The sequence below is a fragment of the Streptomyces sp. MGP-BFMKR1 genome (assembly GCF_057766585.1).
On sequence record NZ_CM173408.1, the window covers coordinates 8,061,497 to 8,079,055 of the forward strand.

General features: G+C 72.5%; 16 protein-coding genes and 1 pseudogene. 12 read left to right on the forward strand and 5 right to left on the reverse strand.

Going from position 1 to position 17,559, the window contains the following annotated elements; all coding sequences use genetic code 11:
* The first annotated feature begins 136 nt into the window (after window positions 1-136).
* Together AC3CHW_RS32215 and AC3CHW_RS32220 are read left to right on the forward strand one after the other, a co-directional pair.
* A complete protein-coding gene (locus AC3CHW_RS32215) occupies window positions 137-775 on the forward strand; it encodes a TetR/AcrR family transcriptional regulator (RefSeq protein ID WP_488468825.1) in 639 nt (212 codons plus the stop codon).
* 119 nt (window positions 776-894) lie between these two features.
* Window positions 895-2,130 carry an FAD-dependent oxidoreductase gene (locus tag AC3CHW_RS32220; RefSeq protein WP_488468826.1) on the forward strand — a complete coding sequence of 412 codons (1,236 nt, stop codon included), beginning with the start codon at window positions 895-897 and terminating at the stop codon, window positions 2,128-2,130.
* A 135-nt stretch (window positions 2,131-2,265) separates the two neighbouring features.
* Here AC3CHW_RS32220 and AC3CHW_RS32225 read toward each other — a convergent pair whose 3' ends face one another.
* The 3 genes and pseudogenes from AC3CHW_RS32225 to AC3CHW_RS32235 form a co-directional block, all read right to left on the reverse strand.
* Complete coding sequence (locus tag AC3CHW_RS32225) at window positions 2,266-3,066, reverse strand: SAM-dependent methyltransferase (protein ID WP_488468827.1); 801 nt, start codon at window positions 3,064-3,066, stop codon at window positions 2,266-2,268.
* A 175-nt stretch (window positions 3,067-3,241) separates the two neighbouring features.
* Window positions 3,242-3,538: pseudogene (locus AC3CHW_RS32230) on the reverse strand (protein kinase family protein); the annotation flags it as partial.
* Between the two features lie 200 nt (window positions 3,539-3,738).
* Entirely contained in the window at window positions 3,739-4,023 is a 285-nt protein-coding gene (locus AC3CHW_RS32235; RefSeq protein WP_398611565.1) for a hypothetical protein, read from the reverse strand.
* Window positions 4,024-4,639: 616 nt separating this feature from the next.
* On the opposite strand from AC3CHW_RS32235, the gene AC3CHW_RS32240 reads away from it, so the two are divergent.
* Both AC3CHW_RS32240 and AC3CHW_RS32245 read left to right on the forward strand, forming a co-directional pair.
* Window positions 4,640-5,515: a helix-turn-helix domain-containing protein gene (locus tag AC3CHW_RS32240; protein ID WP_488468828.1), complete on the forward strand. Its 876-nt coding sequence runs from the start codon at window positions 4,640-4,642 to the stop codon at window positions 5,513-5,515.
* Window positions 5,512-6,354 carry an SAM-dependent methyltransferase gene (locus tag AC3CHW_RS32245; RefSeq protein WP_488468829.1) on the forward strand — a complete coding sequence of 281 codons (843 nt, stop codon included), beginning with the start codon at window positions 5,512-5,514 and terminating at the stop codon, window positions 6,352-6,354. Before AC3CHW_RS32240 ends, AC3CHW_RS32245 begins: the two co-directional genes overlap by 4 nt.
* Before the next feature lie 64 nt (window positions 6,355-6,418).
* On the opposite strand, the gene AC3CHW_RS32250 is transcribed toward AC3CHW_RS32245, so the two are convergent.
* Window positions 6,419-7,072, reverse strand: a complete 654-nt coding sequence (locus tag AC3CHW_RS32250; protein WP_398611563.1) for a response regulator transcription factor — start codon at window positions 7,070-7,072, stop codon at window positions 6,419-6,421.
* Window positions 7,073-7,280: 208 nt separating this feature from the next.
* A complete protein-coding gene (locus AC3CHW_RS32255) occupies window positions 7,281-8,945 on the reverse strand; it encodes a sensor histidine kinase (RefSeq protein ID WP_488471243.1) in 1,665 nt (554 codons plus the stop codon).
* A 1,067-nt stretch (window positions 8,946-10,012) separates the two neighbouring features.
* Here AC3CHW_RS32255 and AC3CHW_RS32260 point away from each other — a divergent pair.
* The 8 genes from AC3CHW_RS32260 (at window position 10,013) to AC3CHW_RS32295 (ending at window position 17,484) form a co-directional block, all read left to right on the forward strand.
* On the forward strand, window positions 10,013-10,711 hold the full coding sequence (locus AC3CHW_RS32260; protein ID WP_187063432.1) for a helix-turn-helix transcriptional regulator: 699 nt from the start codon (window positions 10,013-10,015) through the stop codon (window positions 10,709-10,711).
* 433 nt (window positions 10,712-11,144) lie between these two features.
* Window positions 11,145-11,477, forward strand: a complete 333-nt coding sequence (locus AC3CHW_RS32265) for a beta-ketoacyl synthase N-terminal-like domain-containing protein (protein WP_488471244.1) — start codon at window positions 11,145-11,147, stop codon at window positions 11,475-11,477.
* Between the two features lie 154 nt (window positions 11,478-11,631).
* Window positions 11,632-13,131 (forward strand): MFS transporter, encoded by a 1,500-nt coding sequence (locus AC3CHW_RS32270; RefSeq protein WP_488468830.1) that lies wholly within the window; start codon window positions 11,632-11,634, stop codon window positions 13,129-13,131.
* Window positions 13,128-14,321 (forward strand): ferritin-like domain-containing protein, encoded by a 1,194-nt coding sequence (locus AC3CHW_RS32275; RefSeq protein WP_176160242.1) that lies wholly within the window; start codon window positions 13,128-13,130, stop codon window positions 14,319-14,321. Before AC3CHW_RS32270 ends, AC3CHW_RS32275 begins: the two co-directional genes overlap by 4 nt.
* A gap of 133 nt (window positions 14,322-14,454) precedes the next feature.
* Window positions 14,455-14,961, forward strand: coding sequence for a PaaI family thioesterase (locus AC3CHW_RS32280; protein ID WP_398611561.1), 507 nt, complete (start codon window positions 14,455-14,457; stop codon window positions 14,959-14,961).
* The gene (locus tag AC3CHW_RS32285; RefSeq protein WP_176160240.1) at window positions 14,958-15,215 is read left to right on the forward strand and encodes an acyl carrier protein; all 258 of its coding nucleotides are present in this window, start codon (window positions 14,958-14,960) and stop codon (window positions 15,213-15,215) included. Before AC3CHW_RS32280 ends, AC3CHW_RS32285 begins: the two co-directional genes overlap by 4 nt.
* Window positions 15,212-16,927 carry a fatty acyl-AMP ligase gene (locus tag AC3CHW_RS32290; protein ID WP_488468831.1) on the forward strand — a complete coding sequence of 572 codons (1,716 nt, stop codon included), beginning with the start codon at window positions 15,212-15,214 and terminating at the stop codon, window positions 16,925-16,927. The genes AC3CHW_RS32285 and AC3CHW_RS32290 overlap by 4 nt, the downstream gene beginning before the upstream one ends.
* A gap of 29 nt (window positions 16,928-16,956) precedes the next feature.
* Window positions 16,957-17,484: a DUF6125 family protein gene (locus AC3CHW_RS32295; protein WP_398611558.1), complete on the forward strand. Its 528-nt coding sequence runs from the start codon at window positions 16,957-16,959 to the stop codon at window positions 17,482-17,484.
* Window positions 17,485-17,559 lie beyond the last annotated feature (75 nt).

The window sequence follows — 17,559 nt, forward strand, 5'->3', positions numbered from 1 at the left end:
CTCCCGAACACGGCCGGATTCCGCTCGCCAAGCCGCGCCGCCGCGCCACGCCCCCGCACCACCCCGCGCGCCGGCGCGAGCCCGCCGTCGGGGCCGCCGTTCGACAACGACTGAACAAGCGTTTAACGTATTGAACATGCGTTCAGCTTCGGAAGGCAGGACCGCCCGGGCGACCATCCGGGACGAGGCGCTGCGGTTGTTCGCCGCACACGGCCCGGACAAGGTCACGGTGCGCCAGATCGCCACCGCGGCCGAGGTCTCGCCGGGCCTGGTCGTGCACCACTTCGGTTCCAAGGACGGGCTGCGCGCGGAGTGCGACCGCTGGGCGGTGGAGACCTTCGAGAACCTGCTCGGCGAGCTCACTCGCGAGGAGGGTGGGGCGACGTGGGCCCCGGAGGCGACCGGCTCGCTGCACGAGGCGCTCGTGCGCCACCTGCCCGCCGACTCGCCCCTGCCCGGGTACCTGCGCAGGCTGCTGTTGTCCGACGAGGGGGCCGGGCGGCTGCTGTTCCGGCGGCTGTACGCGGTGAGCCGGGCCGTCCTCGACGACCTGGCCCGCGCCGGGCGGGCCGAGCCGGGCCCCGATCCGGCGGTCCGCGCCGCGCTCCTCCTCGCCAACGACCTCGCCGTCCTGCTGTTGCGCGAGCACCTCGCCGACGTGCTGGGCGTCGATCCGCTGACGCGCGAGGGCATGGCCCGCTGGGCGCCGGAGGTGCTCGACCTCTACGCCGTCGGCCTGGGCGCGCCGCCCCGCGCCCCGGAGGAGGGCGCCTGAGCTGTCTCCATCCCCGCACACTCCGGCGCGTCGACGGGGCGCCCGCCGGGCGCACGCGCGCCGTGGCGTGCCGAACCCCGCCGGCCCGGCCGTCGGCCGGAGCCCATCGGAGGTACACCATGCTTGAACACACGTCCCTGGAGAGGCAGTTGGAGGCCGTCGCGAGCAACCGGCCGCGCGTGCTGGTCGTCGGCGCCGGCGCCGCGGGGCTGACGCTGTCACAGCTCCTGCGCCGACAGGGACTGCACCCCGTCCTGGTGGAGAAGGCCGCCCCGGACGCCGCCGCCGGCTACATGCTGGCCCTGATGCCGCTGGCCGACCCCGTACTCGACGCGCTCGGCGCCATGGACGCGTACCTGAGTCGCAGCACCCCGATGCGCCGCTACCGCATCCGTGGGCGGCACGGCCAGCCCCTGCGCGAGTACCCCATGGACCGCCTGCTGAGCGAGGCCGGCCACTACCGCGGCATCAGCCGGGGCGCGCTCATGGACGTGCTCGCCTCCCCGGGCGGCACCGTCACCCACCACACCACCGTCACCGCCATCGAACAGACGCCGACCACGGCGCACGTCACCCTGGACGCGCGCGGGCAGTCGTACGCCGGCGCCTTCGACCTCGTCGTCGCCGCCGACGGCCTGCACTCCACCACGCGCCAACTCCTCCTCGCGCCCACGGAGGTGAGCGCCTACGACACCGGCTGGGGTGGCTGGGTCGGCTGGGCGGAGCCAGACGCGGAGCCCGACCTGGGGTGGGAGATCTGGGGGACGGGGGCGTTCATCGGTACGTATCCGGTCAAGGACCGGGTCGGCGTCATCGTGTGCGGGCCACGGGATGCCACCCGGCACGGTCCCCGCCCCTTCGTCGCGCGCGCACGCGCCGGCCTCGACGGGGTGGACGCCCGGCTGGAGCGGGCCCTGCACCAGGTGGCGTACGGCGACGAGACCTACTTCTGGCCGCTGACCGACTGCCGCGCGGCCCGCTGGACGGACGGCAGGGTGGTGCTGCTCGGCGACGCGGCGGCCGGGTTCCTGCCCACCGCGGGCATCGGGGCCTGCATGGCCATGGAGTCCGCCGGCGTGCTCGGCGCCCACCTCGCTGGCGCCACCCCCGACGAGGTGCCGCGCCGACTGCGCGGCTACGAGCGGGCCCAGCGCCCCCGCGTGGAGGCCGCGCAGAGCAACTCGCGCGGCCTGGCCAAGCTCATGTTCCGTGGCAGCCACGCCTACTCCGTGGCCCGCGACCTCGCCTTCCGCCGCGCCCCCCTGGAGGCCGCGATCCGCCCGATCCGCCGGCTGCTGCGCACCCGGCCCAGCATCACGCCCGGCGTGCGCCAGGGCGATCGCACGCCTGGCTGACGCCCGCCCGCCCGCGCAACCCGCGCGCCCGCGCCGCGACCGGCCGAGGCCGGCGCGGCCCCCACTGGAACCCGCCCCCGGCGCGCGGGGGCCGGCGCCCCACCCGCCGAGCGCCGTCGCGACCGCTCCGGCGCCCTACGGCTTGCGCCCGACGCCCGCGTACATGTTCACGGCCGCCGCCTCCGCCAACTCCTCGCCCGGCTCGGGCCGCCAGTGGTGCATGGGCACGACGCCGGGGGACAGGAGTTCCAACCCCGCCCCCGCGAACAACTCCTCGACCTCGGAGCGGGTACGGAGGTACATGGGGATGCCGCGGCGCGTGTAGGTGGCGGCCAAGGCGGCGGATTCCGGAGCCAGTTCGGCGGTCGCGAGGGTGAGCGCGAGATAGCTGCCGGACGCCAACGGCTCCAGCAGGCGTTGGATCAGCCAGCCGGCGTCCTCCACGAACTGCAACACGGCGATCACGGTGAGCGCGACCGGCCGACTCAGGTCCAGCGTCTCGTGCAGCTCGGGCGCGGAGAGGATGTTGTCCGGCTCGCGCATGTCGGCCTCGATGTAGGCCGTGCGGCCCTCGGGCGTGCCGGTCAGCAGGGCGCGCGCGTGGGCCAGCACGATCGGGTCGTTGTCCACGTACACGACCCGCGCGTCGGGCGTAACACCCTGCACCACCTGGTGCAGGTTGGGGGCGGTGGGGATGCCCGTGCCGATGTCCAGGAACTGGTCGACCTTCGCCTCGGACGCCAGCCAGTTGGCCATCCGGTGCATCACCGCGCGGTTGATGTGCATGCTGGTCCGGAGCCCGGGCCAGGCTTCGAGCGCCGCGGCTGCCGCCGCCCGGTCGGCCTCGTAGTTGTCCTTGCCGCCCAGGATGAAGTCGTACACCCGCGCCGAATGTGCCCTGGAGAGGTCGATGCGCTCGGCGTTGTTGCCCGTCATGTCCGTCTGCCTTCCGATGTCTTCCGTGTTCCGTGGTGGGTGACCAACCCTGGGCACCCGGGGCGCTACCCCTTCGTCGGCGTGCGCGTGGACGCGGCGTCCACAGGGACCACGTGCAGGGTCCCGCATCCGGTGGTCGGTTGGGTACGGCTCGTCGCTCTCGCGTGCCGAACGCCCAACCCGCCGACCCCACCCCGTACTGGTACCAGGTGGGCAGGCCGAACAGGTTGGCCGTGGACCTCGCGTGCCCGGGGCGCAGTTCGCGTTCCGTGAGCGGCACCCGCTTCACGAAGACTGGCACCCCCTCGACCTCCAACCCGGCCGACCTGCCGCCGATGCCGGAGCCGAGCGGCGTGGCGCCGGCCAGCAGGTCGGCGGTGCGGCGATCGTCGAGCCGAGACAGCGCCGCGCCGACCGTCCGCCACGCCGACACGCGCGCCGCACGCCGCTCGGCGGGGTGGCGACGGCGCATGAACGGCTCCTCGGGACGGGCACCAACTCGTGGTACGGCCTGGCCTCATGATCCCTGCCCCACCACGCGCCGCGCACCCGACCCCACCCTTCGCGCCCCGGGCCGCCGGGCGAACTCCCCACGGCAGTCGACGTATGAGGCGAGTTGGGTTGAATTCGCGGGTGCCGAGGGCTAGTTGGGGAGGTTTATCCGTAGCGGCATCACGGGCGGTGTTCGGGTGGGGTCCAGGCGTGTGGCCAGCGTACCCAGAGTCCCGGTTCGTGCGCGTCCGCGCTGGGTGGGGACCAGATCAGCGCCTCGCCGGGCAGCAGGACACCCATCTCGCCCCAACCGCCGATGGCGGGCGAGGGGGCACACCCGGTGGGGTCGCCGACCGGGTACGGGGCCTGGCCCAGGGCCTCCAGGCGGGAGAGGGCGTCCTGAAGGTCGCGTACGGCGCGCTCGATCTCGGCGGCGTGAACGTCGTGCCTGGGGTCGGGCAGCATGGGCGCTCCTCTTCGCAGCGGATGGGGTGACAACTCGGCCCAGACCAGACGGTTGACGCGCCCCATCCGGGGTGCCCCAGGCACGGGACATGGCCGCCACGATCAGCAGCCCGCGGCCGGACTCCGGCAACGCCCAGACCCCGCCGTGGCCCCCTCGGGGAAGCGTCCGGGACTGGGAGCGGTGGTGCACGGTGGTCCCCACGCGCCCAACCACACCGTGCCGGCCGCGCGGTGGATGTGACACCACACCACGCACGGCGGGTTGTCCCGGTGGCGTCCGCCGTGCACGACCGCGTTGGCGACCAGCTCGCTGACCAACAGGGCCGCCCGGCCCACGCCGCCTGCTCGTCAAGGCGCCGGTACCGCAGGGCTCTTCGCTCGTTTGTCGCGCGCGATCGACGCCCTTCGGGCACGGCCGGAGTCCAGCGCGAACAGTCGCCACCCTCGACCCCGCGACGCCGTTGTCGGGCGCGGGGGGACTCGGGAGTGGACGCCTCGTCAGCCATAGGCACCACCATGCGTGTGAATCACACGCCATGCAATTCGCACAGTACGATTCGCGATGATCGGTTTCCGTGGGGTGCGAGGACCGGTCCGGCGAGCGTGGAGGAGTGACGTGAGCAGGCCACGGTCGGGGCCGACGGTGGAGCATCGGGTGCTCGCCGCACGGCTGCGGCTCCTGCGTGAGGTGGCCGGCAAGTCACTGGCCGACGCCGCCGCTGAACTGGGCAAGCACACCATGACCGTGCGACGCATCGAGGCCGCCGAAACCGCCCTGGACATCGGCCAGATCGAGACCCTGCTGCGGCTGTACAGCGTGCCACCCCGCGAGATCGACGCGACGCTGACGCAGGTCGCGGCGGCGAGCAGGGCGGGCTGGTGGCACCGCCACCGCGCGGCCCTGTCACCCGGCCAACACCGGTGGATCGGCGTCGAGTCCTCGGCCTCCTTCATCCGCGTCTGGCATCCCACCCTGGTGCCCGACGTGCTGCGCACCCCCCGCTACGCCGCCGCCCTGCACGCGCTGTGCCCCGGGCCCGGCACGGCGTCGACCGACGAGGTCGTCGCGTTCCTGCTGGCACGGCAGCGGCGGCTGCGCGAGCGCGGCGTACACGTGTGGGCGCTGCTCGGCGAGGCGGCCCTGCACGCCGTGGTCGGCGACGCGGAGGTGATGGCCGAACAGCGCCAGGCGTTGCGCGAGGCGGTCCGGCGCGCGGGTTGCACGGTGCAGGTCATGCCGCTGACCGCGCCGCCCCACCCGCTCAGCGAGGCGCCGCCGTTGCGGCTGTTACGCATCCCGGCGCCCGAGATCGACGACCACGCGGTGTGGCAGTCACCCGGTGGGGACGAGGAGGTCACCGACGCCCCGAACATCGTGGGCGCGCTGCGCCAGCGCCTGGACGCCGCCTGTGCCGCGGCCCCGCCCCCCACGACCCAGCTCCCCACCCTCGAACGACTCGAACGACTCGAAGGAAAGGCTGCACAGCGATGACATCCGCCGCCCCGGCCCAGCCGGCCGGGCCGCACCAGCCAGCGCCCTCCAAACGTCACGTGCCCACCGGCGTGGACCCCTCCGTACCGCACTCGGCACGCGTCTGGGACTGCCTGTTGGGCGGCAAGAACCACTACGCCGCCGACCGGCAGGCAGCCGCCGCCTTCGAGGCGGCGATTCCCGAGGTCCGCGCCTACGCCAGGTCCGGGCGCGGGTTCCTCACGCGCGGCGTGCGCTACCTCGCGGCGGAAGCGGGGGTGCGCCAGTTCCTCGACGTCGGCGCCGGCCTGCCCACCGCGTACAACACGCACGAGATCGCGCAGAGCGTCGCCCCACAGTCCCGCGTCGTCTACGTCGATCACGACCCGATGGTCCTGCTGCACGTCGGCGCGCTGCTGACCAGCACCCCCGAGGGCGCCACGGCGTACGTCGAGGCCGACATGCGCGACACCACCACCGTCATCGAGGCCGCGGGCCGCACCCTCGACCTGAGCCAACCCGTCGGCCTGGTCCTCTCCGACGTGCTCGGCCACATCGTCGCGGACGACGAGGCACGCGCCGTCGTACGCCGCCTCGCCACCGCCCTGCCCACCGGCAGCTACCTCGCCCTCAGCCACGCCGCGCCCGGCGACCCCGCCGCCGTCGCGGCCCAGGAGACGTACAACGAGAGCGGCGCGATCCCCTACGTCCTGCGGGACCGGGAGACCATCGCCCGCTTCTTCGAGGGGTGGGAACTGGTCGAACCCGGGCTGGTCACCTGGCCCCGGTGGCGCCCCGACGCCGCGACCGAACAGCACGAGCACGTCCCCGGCTACGCCGCCGTCGCCCGCGTTCCCTGAGGCGCCGCTGCCCGCGGCGGGCGCGTCGAGCCCGTGGGTCCGGCGCGCCCGTCGTGGATGGGAGTCACACGCCCAGGCCCGCGTCGCGGGCCAGCAGCGCGGCCTGCACCCGGTTCTCGCAGCCCAGCTTGGCCAGGATGCGGCTCACGTACGTCTTCACCGTCGCCTCGCTCATGTGCAGCCGCTGGCCGGCGTCCGCGTTGGACAGGCCCTCGCCGAGCAGCGCGAGGACCTCGCCCTCGCGGGCGGACAGCGCCTCCAGACGGCGGCGGGCCTGCTCGGCGCGGAGCACGCTCTGGCCCGAGGCCAGCGAGTTCACGACGTGCCGGGTGGCGGCGGGGGACAGGTAGGCGTCGCCGGCCGCCGCGGCCCGTACCGCGCCGATGAGCTCGGCCGGCGCCGAGTCCTTCAACAGGAACCCCGCACTGCCCTCCGCCAGCGAACGCAGCACGTTGTGCTGCTCGCCGAACGTGGTGAGGACCAGCACGTTCGTCTCCGGCACGGTCCGCCGCAGCTCGGCCAGGGCGGTCAGGCCGTCCATCACCGGCATCTGGAGGTCGAGCAGGACGACGTCCACGCGACCGGCCTGAGCCCGCTGGACGGCCTCGCGCCCGTTCGCCGCCTCGCCCACGACGTCGATGTCATCCGCCGAAGCCAGGATCATCCTGATGCCCGCCCGTATGAGCGGCTCGTCATCCGTGACGAGAACCTTGATCACGACTCTCCCGGGCTGTCTCGAAACGATCATCCATCTGACCAGGGGACATCATCCCCGATCAGGGCACCGGGCCGGTCAGGCACCCGGCGAAGCCCCCCCGTACGTACCGGCACCCGGGCACCGACGCCCGGGCACCGACGCCCGGGCACCGACGCCCGGGCACCGACGCCCGGGCACCGACGCCCGGGCACCGACACCCCGCACCGACTCACGCCTCGACGTCGAAGGACTTCTTCTCGATCAGCTTGCCGTCCCTGAAACAGAACCGGAACACCGGCTCGGTGTCCCAGCCGCCGACCTCCGTGGACATCAGGGTCAGGCACGTCGAGCCGGCCGGCTCGGGCGGTGCGCCCTTGGTCAGGTCCCCGGCCAGGAACGACTCCCCGTCGGGCAACCGGTCACGCACCTCGGCCTCGGACTGGCCCACCCGCACCGCGTCGAACTCCCCGCGGTCGATCATGGCCTTCTCGGCCTCCTGCGTCAGGAACCACACGCCCACTCCCAAGGCGGCCACGAGCAGCAGTCCGATCCCGGCCGCCACCCCGCAGCCGACCGCCAGGCCACTGCGTCGCCTGCTCTCCCTCATCGCCTTCACCAGCTCCTTCGGCAGCCCGTCCCCGTCGATGACCGGACCACCTTCACCGCCAGGGCCGGCCGGGAACTGCCGCCGAACGTCGTCCGACGCGTCGACGAAGGTCGCCGTCGCCCCCCGCGCCGCGCGCACCGGGGCGGCGCTCTCCGCCGGGGTGTACGGCAGGACCCCGGCCAGCCGGAATCCGCCGCCCGCCGTCGGGCCCGCGTGCACCATGCCGCCGACCAGTCGCGTGCGTTCGCCGAGCCCGGTGAGCCCCTGCCCGCCGCTCACCACGCCGTGAGCGGCCTTCGTCGTCGCGGGCCCGTTGGCGACCTCGACGATCAGGGAGTCCGGCTCGTAGCGCAGGGCCACGGTGATCGCGGCGCCCGGGGCGTGCTTGTGCGCGTTGGTCAACCCCTCCTGGGCCACCCGGTACGCCGCGTGGTCGACGGCCGGCGCCAGCGGGCGGGGCTTGCCGGAAGTCCGCAGCTCCACCGTGGTGCCGGCCCGCCGGGACGCGGCCACCAGGTCCTCGACGCCGGCCACGCCGCGCGTCGCCGCCTCGGACTCCTCCGGCGACTCGGGGACCGGCGTGCCGTCCCGGAGCAGCCCGACCACCTCGCGCAGCTCGTGCATCGCCGCCACCGACGCCTCGCGCAGCACGCGCACGGCCTCGCGCTGCCGGCCCGTCAACTCACGGTCCACCTCGAGCGCGCCGCTGTGCACGGACATCAACACGAGTTGGTGGCCGAGGCTGTCGTGCATGTCCTGGGCGATGCGTTGGCGTTCGCGCAGCCGCGCCTGCTCCGCGGTCATCTCGCGTTCGCGCAGCAACTGGGCGTTGTACTCCCGGAAGGTGTCCACCAGCGCGCGGCGCTGCGCGGAGTAGCGGCCGACGAGGCCGGGCAGCACGACGAAGACCAGCAGCAGGAGGGCCGCGAACAGCCAGGCCGCCGGCGACCGGGGCAGGTCGGTCACCAGCGTCAGGAAGAGGCCGGTGAGGTAGGCGGCGGCGAAGGTGCCGACGGCCGCGCCGATCCCGGCGATCCGCCGCCCCGCCGACCACGCGAGCACGGGCACCAGCGGGGCCAGCCCGGAGAACTCGGTCGAGGCCGCGACGACCGCCAGCAGGACCGTCGCGGGCAGCACCCGGCGCAACGGCGCGACGACCGCCGTGGCCAGCGTCACCGCGGCCACCCGCGGCACGCCGCTGTTCACCGCCATCTCGGCACCGGCCGCCAGCAGCGCCACCACCACCGTCAGCAGGATCTCGCCGGCCACGCGTCGGGGCGGCCACATGCCCCGGGTGAACAGCCGCCGCACGGGCCTGGCCAGCCACCTGACCGCCCCGCTCCATCCTGTCGCCCCAGCTTGTCGGGCCTGCGCCACACCCTGCACACGAGTCACCTGGTCACGTTAGACACACCCCCGGGCGGGCCACGATCGCCGTTCGGCGTGCCGCCGCACGACGAAAGTCGTAGGGCGGGAGCCGAGCGCGCCGACCGGTCGGCACACCGTGGCTCGCATCAGCCCGCTGTGACCCCCGGGGATCGTGAGCGCGGGCGCTCGTGAGTACGGGCGGCTGTCGCGGGCACTCGGGGCGGGGGAGCGGTACGACGGGGTGGCGGGGCGGCCGGTCCCGGCCGAGTGCCCGGCGTGCCCGACCGCCGCACCCGATCGCGACCGCGGGGGGCGCGAGCGGGCCCAGTCACGGTCACCACGCACCCGTGCGCCGGGCTGTATCCAGCCAGGTTGTCTCGTTCGCATGGGGTGAGTGAGCGCTCGCGGAGTGAGGGACATCTCACATGATCACCGAGGAAACTCGATGGTCAGGCCGCTGATCAGCTACGGAGCACGTTGCTCCAGTAGGTGTGGACGGCTCGGAGGGCGTCTTCGCGGGGTATGGGAGGAGACGTGACCGAAGCGGTCACGGATCGGGCACAGATAGACGAGAAACGGGCACGATATATCGTTGACGCACTCAAGCGCCCCATGCTGGGGGTCGGGTCGCGATATGACGAATTGATTGAATTGCTTATGCAATCTTTTCGGCACTACACCAGGTGAGAGCCGCACGCATGCTTTGCTCTGGTGAATAGTTGGACATTCGCGCCATAGCGTCTCGCCGCATAACACACCCCTTGCGAATCCTCTGGCAAAACGGCAAATGCCCACAGCAGGTCGGGGTGGAACGGGCCTTGCGGCTGGGGCTAACGTCGGACCGAATCGAACAACGAAGTACCGCAATCCCCAGCCCACTTGATATGTCCGCGTCGGAATAGGCCATTCCGGGCGTCGCTCCATCGGCTTTACGGCCGATCCGCATGGCACTGCTCAGAGGCCACGCGAAGGGATGACAAAGGCTAGTGACACAAGAGGTAAGTTTCCGCACTTCCGAGCTGACGCACTCGGCGAACAGAGGGGGGTCGAGCAGGGCCGTCGACTACGCCCAGGTCGGGCACGCCATCCTGCAATACTCCGGCCTATGCATCGCGAACCTGGACCCCGAGTTGCGTCTCCTGGAGGCCAACCGGGAATTCATCTACCACTTCTCTGGTGCCGCCACCAGCTATTCCGGGAAGAGTTTTCTCGCATTTCTCAACCCCGGCACGCAGGAGCGGGCCCGCCGTCACTTCGGTCGGCTCGCCAGCGGTCACCGTTCCGCCTTCACCGACTACCTGGTGGGCATCGATCCCGAAGGTGGCCAGTTCACCGGCCATCTGACCGCCATAGCCACACACTCCGACACCGGCACGATGAGCGGTGTGACCGTCATCGTGCGGCCGGACGCCGTCACCACGCAGCCCACCAGGCCGGTGCGTGAGACTCGGGCACTCGCCCCGCTCGACGCTCGGATACTGGAAGGCATCGCGGCCGGTGCATCCACCATTCAGCTCGCGGCCAGACTGCATTTGAGTCGTCAGGGAATCGAGTACCGCGTCTCGTCGCTGTTGCGCAAACACCGCGTCCCCAACCGCGCGGCTCTTGTTTCGCGCGCCTACTCCACCGGTGTTCTCACCATCGGCGCCTGGCCCCCCGTGGTGCGGCCGGAGCTGATCGAGTAACCCCGTGACCGGCTCGCCGGTCGGCAGGCATCGACGCTTTTTCCGACACGCGTTCGATGCCGTCGGCCGGCGGGCCGACCGTGTTCCCGCCTCCGTTGGCCATGTGTCGCCGCGGGGGCGCACGCGTCGTGTTAATAGCGCGTAAGAAAAAGCAATCCACTGGAACCGGAGCCCTGAAATTCGACTCTTCCAGCATTGCGGCACGGCCACCGTCCCTCCACAATGCCCGAGTCTGCCCGTTCAGGGCCCCTGCCTGCCCGGTCTCGACGCTGGTTCGGGTGTCCCGCCGAGGCTCTGCACACCGTACGCACGCGACGCCGCCGCCGCCACGATTCCCGCCTCGACCAGCGGAAGACTAGTAATTTCCGCACTTCCCAGCCGGTGGAAATGTCCTGTTCGACCAAGAATCTGGGTGTGGCTCGACTGGTGACGAATCCAAGCCAACCGCCGTACGGACGGGACGCGGAAGGCTGCGGGGCACCATGCGCGACGACGCGATCGTCTTCGTCAGACTCGCCCGCCGGCTGCCGGGGTCGCCGATCCGGCGAGCTTCTGGCGACTCCTGGCGGACGGAGCCCACGGACTCGGCCCGGCGCCCGACGACCGGTGGGACCCGGCTGACCTCGGCGACGACCTGCCGACCGCCTTCGGCGCCCAGGCGCGCCGGGCCGGCTGCCTGGACCAGATGGCCGATTTCGACCCCGGCTTCCTCGGCGTCGCCCCCCGCGAGGCCAACGTGGAGTGGGGACTACTACCAAGGTGGTAGCCCCCGCTCCCACCAAGGGCGCTTTCGGGTGGCGGTAGGGACCGACCCTGTCGCGGGCCGTTGCGGGAGACGTCCGCCTCGCATGGGCTGGGGACGCACGCGGCGGGTGGCGTAGGGGCCCGCCGACCACCCCGCGCCCCGGGAGCCGCTCGTCGTGTCGACCCAGACCGGTCCAGAACAGCCGAGGCCGCCCGAGGCGCGCTCGCTGCCGCGGGAGCGGTCGCTGGCGGTCGCGCCGCAGCGGCTCGGCCTGTCGCTGACCGTGCTGTCGGTGGCGGCCTTCGTGGCCGGGCTCGACCTGTTCATCGTCAACGTGGCCTTCGACGCCATCAGCCGGGACTTCGGCGGTGCCGCGCTGGCGGACCTCTCCTGGGTGCTCAACGGTTACGCGATCGTCTTCGCCGCCCTGTTGGTTCCCCTCGGCCGGCTGTCGGACCGCCTGGGTCGCAAGCGTGTCTTCGTGCTGGGCCTCGCGCTGTTCACCGCCGCGTCGGCCGCCTGCGCGCTGGCGGGCGGGCTGTGGACCCTGGTCGCCTGCCGGGTGCTCCAGGCCGTGGGTGCCGCGGCCCTGACCCCCGCCAGCCTCGGCCTGCTGCTGTCGGTCTTCCCGGCGGAGCGGCGGCAGGCGGCGGTGCGCGTCTGGTCGGCCAGCGCGGCGTTGGCCGCCGCTGCCGGTCCCGTCTTCGGGGGCCTGTTGGTCAGCGCGTCCTGGCGGTGGGTGTTCCTGGTCAACATTCCCGTTGGCGTGCTGGCCCTGCTGGTGGCCGTACGGGTGCTGCCCGAATCGCGCGAGGCCACCGCGCGCCACCTGCCCGACCTGGCCGGGACCTGCCTGCTGACCGGCTCGATCGGGCTGCTGGCCCTGGGCCTCGTCAAGGTCAACGACTGGTCCGCCGGCCTCACCTCGACGCTGGTGGTCGCCGCCGCTGCCGGCGGCGCGGCGTTCTGGCGGCGCTCGCTCCGCCATCCCGCGCCCGTCATCGAGCCGGCCCTGTTGCGCGTACGGGCCTTCGCCTGGTCGAACGTCACGGCGCTGGTCTTCACCGCGGCCTTCGCGGCCAACCTGCTGACCGCCATCCTGTGGATGCAGCAGGTCTGGGACTACTCGGCCCTGCGCACCGGGCTCGGCGTCGCGCCGGGCCCGCTGATGGTGCCCGTCGCGGCGCTCGTCGCCGGCAGGCTGGCGCCGCGGTTCACGCCCAGGGCGCTGACGGCGGCGGGCTGCCTCCTGTGCGCCGTCGGCGCCGCGACGCTGGCGCTCAGCATCGGGCGCACCCCGCTCTACGCCACCGAACTGCTGCCCGGCTGGCTGATCGGCGGCGCGGGCGTGGGGCTCGCGCTTCCCACGATCCTGGCGTCGGCCACCGCGGACCTGCCCGAAGCCCGGTTCTCCACGGGCAGCGCGGTGGTCAACATGAGCCGGCAGATCGGCAGCGTGCTCGGCATCAGCCTGTTGATCGCGATCCTCGGCACCCCGCACACCTACGACGCGACGCACCGGGCGTTCGTCCACGCCTGGGTCGCCATCGGGGCGCTCATGCTGCTCGGTGCCGTGGCCGCCCTCGGCATGGCACCGCGTCCCGCCGCCGGGCGACTGCCCGCCGGGCCCGTCGAGGAGCGCCCAGCACATCCACTCCGAAGGGAAAACCCATGAGCACGACACGCATCGTCTTCGTCGACTGCCTGCCCGGCACCACGCTCGCCGAGCAACTCTCCCTGGCCCGCTTCGGCGAGATCGGCCTCGACCGCTCACAGCCGGACACCTTCGAGCGCTACCTGCACGAGCTGGAGCCGGGCACCGAACTCGCCGTGGCGTACGTCGGCGGCAACGGCACCTCCATACCGTCGGCGGTGCGCACGCTGCGCGGCAAGGCGGAGTTCACCAAGACCCGGGTGTTCGTCGTCGGCGAGGCCGCGGGCGGGCCGGTGCCCGGCTGGGCCGAGGCGTTGGACGTCGAGGACATCGTGGCCCCCTCCGCCCTGGAGGGGTTCGGGTTCACCGACACGGTCGAGATCGGCCTGCGGGCGTACAACTCGCTGGTCCTGGACCCGCTGTACACCGACTTCTACCTCGACATGACGTGGAACAAGATCTTCGACTGGTTCGAGACCACCCGCTGGGACTGGCGCGAGCTCGACCTCGACCGGCTCGACCCGCGCCTGATGAGCCCGGAGGAGGTCGACTTCCTCACCGAGGCCGCGATCATCGAGTTCGGCACCCTGCCCGGCGCGCACAACTTCCTGCGCGAGTGGCAGGGCGAGACCAGCTTCTCCTCATGGGCGTTGAGCTGGGGCGCGGAGGAGGCCAGGCACTCGCTGGTGCAGGCCCGCTGCCTGGACAAGCTGGGCATCAAGGTGCGCTCCAAGCACGCGCTGTACAAGCGCGAGCCGTACCCGATCGGCGACACCCGCACCGGCACCCTCATGATGAACATCATCTCCGAGGCCCGCGCGGCCGAGCTGTACCGGTGCCTCGCCGCCGAGACCAAGGAACCCGTGGTCCGCAACATCTGGAAGCTGCTCGGGCGGGACGAGTCGCGGCACGCCCGGGCCTTCTTCGTCTTCGCCCAGGAGCTGTGCGACGACAACCGCGCGAGCCAGATCGCCGCGCTCAAGATGGCGTACGTCTGGCTGGCCGACCGCAGCGAGGGGCTCAAGCACCCGGCCGGCCACTTCTACCCGCACTCCACCTCGGCCAAGGGCATCCGACGCATCGAGTCGGTCAAGCAGGAGGCCACCGACGCCGCCGACGGCAAGGTGTTGCAGATGTTGCGGCGCCTGGTCGAGGACGACTCGATCGAATCGTCGCGGGACATCAAGCGCAAGCTGCGCTCGCTCATCTGACCCCACCGGCCCACGCCGGCCCACCCCACAGACCGGCGCGCCCGCCGGCCCGGGCCCCGGGCCGGCCGGGCACAGGCCGGGGGCCACGCCCCGGGCCAGCCCGTACCACCCACCCTGACGAGGAGTGAGTCGCTTGCCGGAGTCAGCCTCCTTCGACCCACGGACCGACAACCCGTCCAACTGCTTCGGCTGTGCCCCGCACAACCCCATCGGCCTACGACTCCTCTTCGACGCCGACGGCGACGGCTTCAGTACGCGGTTCACGCTCGGCTCCGACTACGAGTCCTTCCCCGGTGTCATCCACGGCGGCATCGTCGCCACCATCCTGGACGAGACCCTGGCGCAGGCCGTCTACCGGGCCGGCTGGATCTCGGCGTTCACCACCGGCCTGCGCGTTCGCTACGGCAAGCCCATGGAGACCGGCGTCGAGTACACCGCACGCGCCGAGATCACCCGGCGCGACGAGCACGCCGTACGGGCCAGCGGCGAACTGCTGCACGGCCGGGACCTCGTCGCCGCGGCCGACGGCACCTTCCGCCTGCTCACCGAACAGGTCCTGACCGAACAGGGCCGGCACCTGCCGAGCCGGCTCGTCACCGCGCTACGTACCGCCAACCAACCAGCCAACCAGGGGGAATGAACCAGATGGACGTCCACGAGAAGGTCCTTGAGATCATCGCCCAGGAGATCGACGTGCCGGTCGCCGACCTGTCCGGCGACCAGCACTTCCGGGCTCTGCCCAACGTCGACTCGATGCGGGTGCTCCAGGTCATCCTGAAGACGGAGAAAGCCTTCGACATCGAGATCGAGGACGACGTCACCTTCCGCATCCAGACCGTCGGCGAGTTCCAGAAGCTGGTCGCCGAGTTGTACCGGCAGCGAGCCGCCGCGTGAGCCTGGTCCGAGCGCTGGCCGAGGTGGCGGGCCGCGACACCGGCCACGGCATCCGACTCTTCCGAGGCGACACGGAAGCCGAGCACGTCACCTACGACCAGTTGTACGAGGAGGCGGGGCGGCTGGCCCAGGGGCTGCTGGAGCGCGGGGTGCGGCGGGGCGAGCGGGTGGCCATCGCCCTGCCCACCTCGATCGACTTCGCCCGGGCCCTGTTCGGCGTGTGGGCCGCGGGCGCGGTGGCCGTCCCGCTGCCGCCGCCCGTACGGTTCGCGTCGCTCGACATCCACCTGCGCCGGATCGCCCTGGCCATGCGGCAGTCTCAGGTGCGCGTGGTGCTCTCCGACGCCACGCTGAGCCGACTGATCGGACCCGAACTCGGCGGCCCGGGCGGCGAGTTCGAGGTGCTCGACGTGGCGCGTACCGCAGCCGCCACGGCCCACCACCTGGAGGTGTCCGACCAGGAACCCGGGCTCGTCCAGTACACCTCCGGGACCAGCGCGCACCCCAAGGGCGTGGTGCTCAGCCACGCCAACCTGCTGGCCAACGTCACGGCCATCGGCAAGGCGCTCGGCGTCACCGAGGCGGAGGTGTCCTGTAGCTGGCTGCCCCTCTTCCACGACATGGGGCTGATCGGCATGCTGCTCACCCCCGCGCTGCACGGCGCGCAGACCCTGCTGCTGCCACCCGAGGACTTCCTGCGCGACCCCGGCCGCTGGCTGCGCCTGATCAGCCGCCACCGGGCGACCGCCGCCACCGCCCCCAACTCCGGCTACCTGTACGCGATGCGCAAGGTGCCCCCGTCCGAGGTGCGCGGGCTCGACCTCTCGTCCTGGCGGGTCGCCCTGAACGGGGCGGAGGCCATCGACCCGGACATGCTCCGCCGGTTCTCCGCGCACTTCGCCCCGGCCGGCTTCCGTCCCACGGCCTTCCTGCCGGTCTACGGCCTGGCCGAGGGCAGCCTCGCGGTCACCTTCCCACCGCTGGGACGCCCGGTGCGCAGCCTGTGGGTACGCCGCGGGCCGCTCGCCGACGGAGTGGTGGAGCCGGTGCCCGAACAGGCCGCCGGGACCGCCGGTCCCGGCGGGGTGGGTGTGGGTGGCGTGGACGCCGGCGGTGCCGCGACGGCCAGGGAACTGGTCTCGGTCGGGCATCCGGTGGCCGACACGGAAGTACGGCTCGTCGCCGGCCCGGAGGGCGAACCCGCCGGCGAGGGGCGGGTGGGTGAGGTCCAGATCCGGGGCGCCGCGGTGATGAGCACGTACGAGGCGGGCGAGGCCGCCAACCACGGCGTGGTGCACGCGGACGGGTGGGTGTCCACCGGGGACCTCGGGCTGCGGCACGACGGCGAACTCTTCATCGTGGGCCGCACGAAGGAAGTGATCATCGTCTTCGGGCAGAACTACCACGCCAGCGACATCGAGTTGGTCGCCGGCCGGGTGCCCGGGGTGGCGAACCACGCCGTTCTGGCCACGTCCCTCGCCACGCCCGACGGCGAGGGGCTTGCACTGGTCGCCGAGACCAAGGAGTCTGATCCGGCGGTACGGGCCGAACTCGTCAGCCAGCTCAGGCACGCCGTCTCCGACGCGGTCGGCATCTCGCCGCGGAAGGTCATCCTGGCTCGCAGGGGCGCCCTGCCGCGTACCTCCAGCGGAAAGCTACAACGACACGGCATCGGGGCCCTGCTGGATGCCGAGGAGCGGGCCGGCGAGTGACGCGGGCCCACGGACCGGAGGAAGAGATCATGACCGACGCGGCACAGTCACCGGAGCACCTCACGGCCACGGAGCGCGAGGAACTCCTGCGCCGCTCGTGGATGGCCACCGACGGGCTCTGGTACTACCAGACCGCCACCCAGCGCGGCATCGACGGGGCCAACGAGGCGAACATCCAGGTGGTGCGCGAGTTCGGACGCCAGGAGATGGTGCGGCTGATGCGCAGCCTCGGCGTCGAGAAGGTCGAGACCGTCGAGCAGTACCGCCGCCTGTTCCAGACGGCGGTGGACCTCTACCTCGGCTCGCTGTTCGCGGCGCGGGAGTCGTACGCCGACGGCGTCCAGCACCTGGAGGTGTCCACCTGCTTCGCGTACAAGGGGGTCAAGCGCGCCGGGATCGACAAGGTCTACCACTGCGGGCCGGGCGAGCGCCTCACCGGCTGGTTGCAGGCCATGGACCTGCCCGCCGAGATCGACCCCGGCGTCGGCCTGTGCCAACTGGCCCACACCGGCGCGTGCAACTACCGGCTCACCGTCGCCCTCCCGCACGAGTCCTGAGCGTGGCGGCCGGAACCCGGTCCGCGTCGCACGGCGCGGCTCGGCGCCCCGCGGGCCACGGCGGCGCGGCGCGCC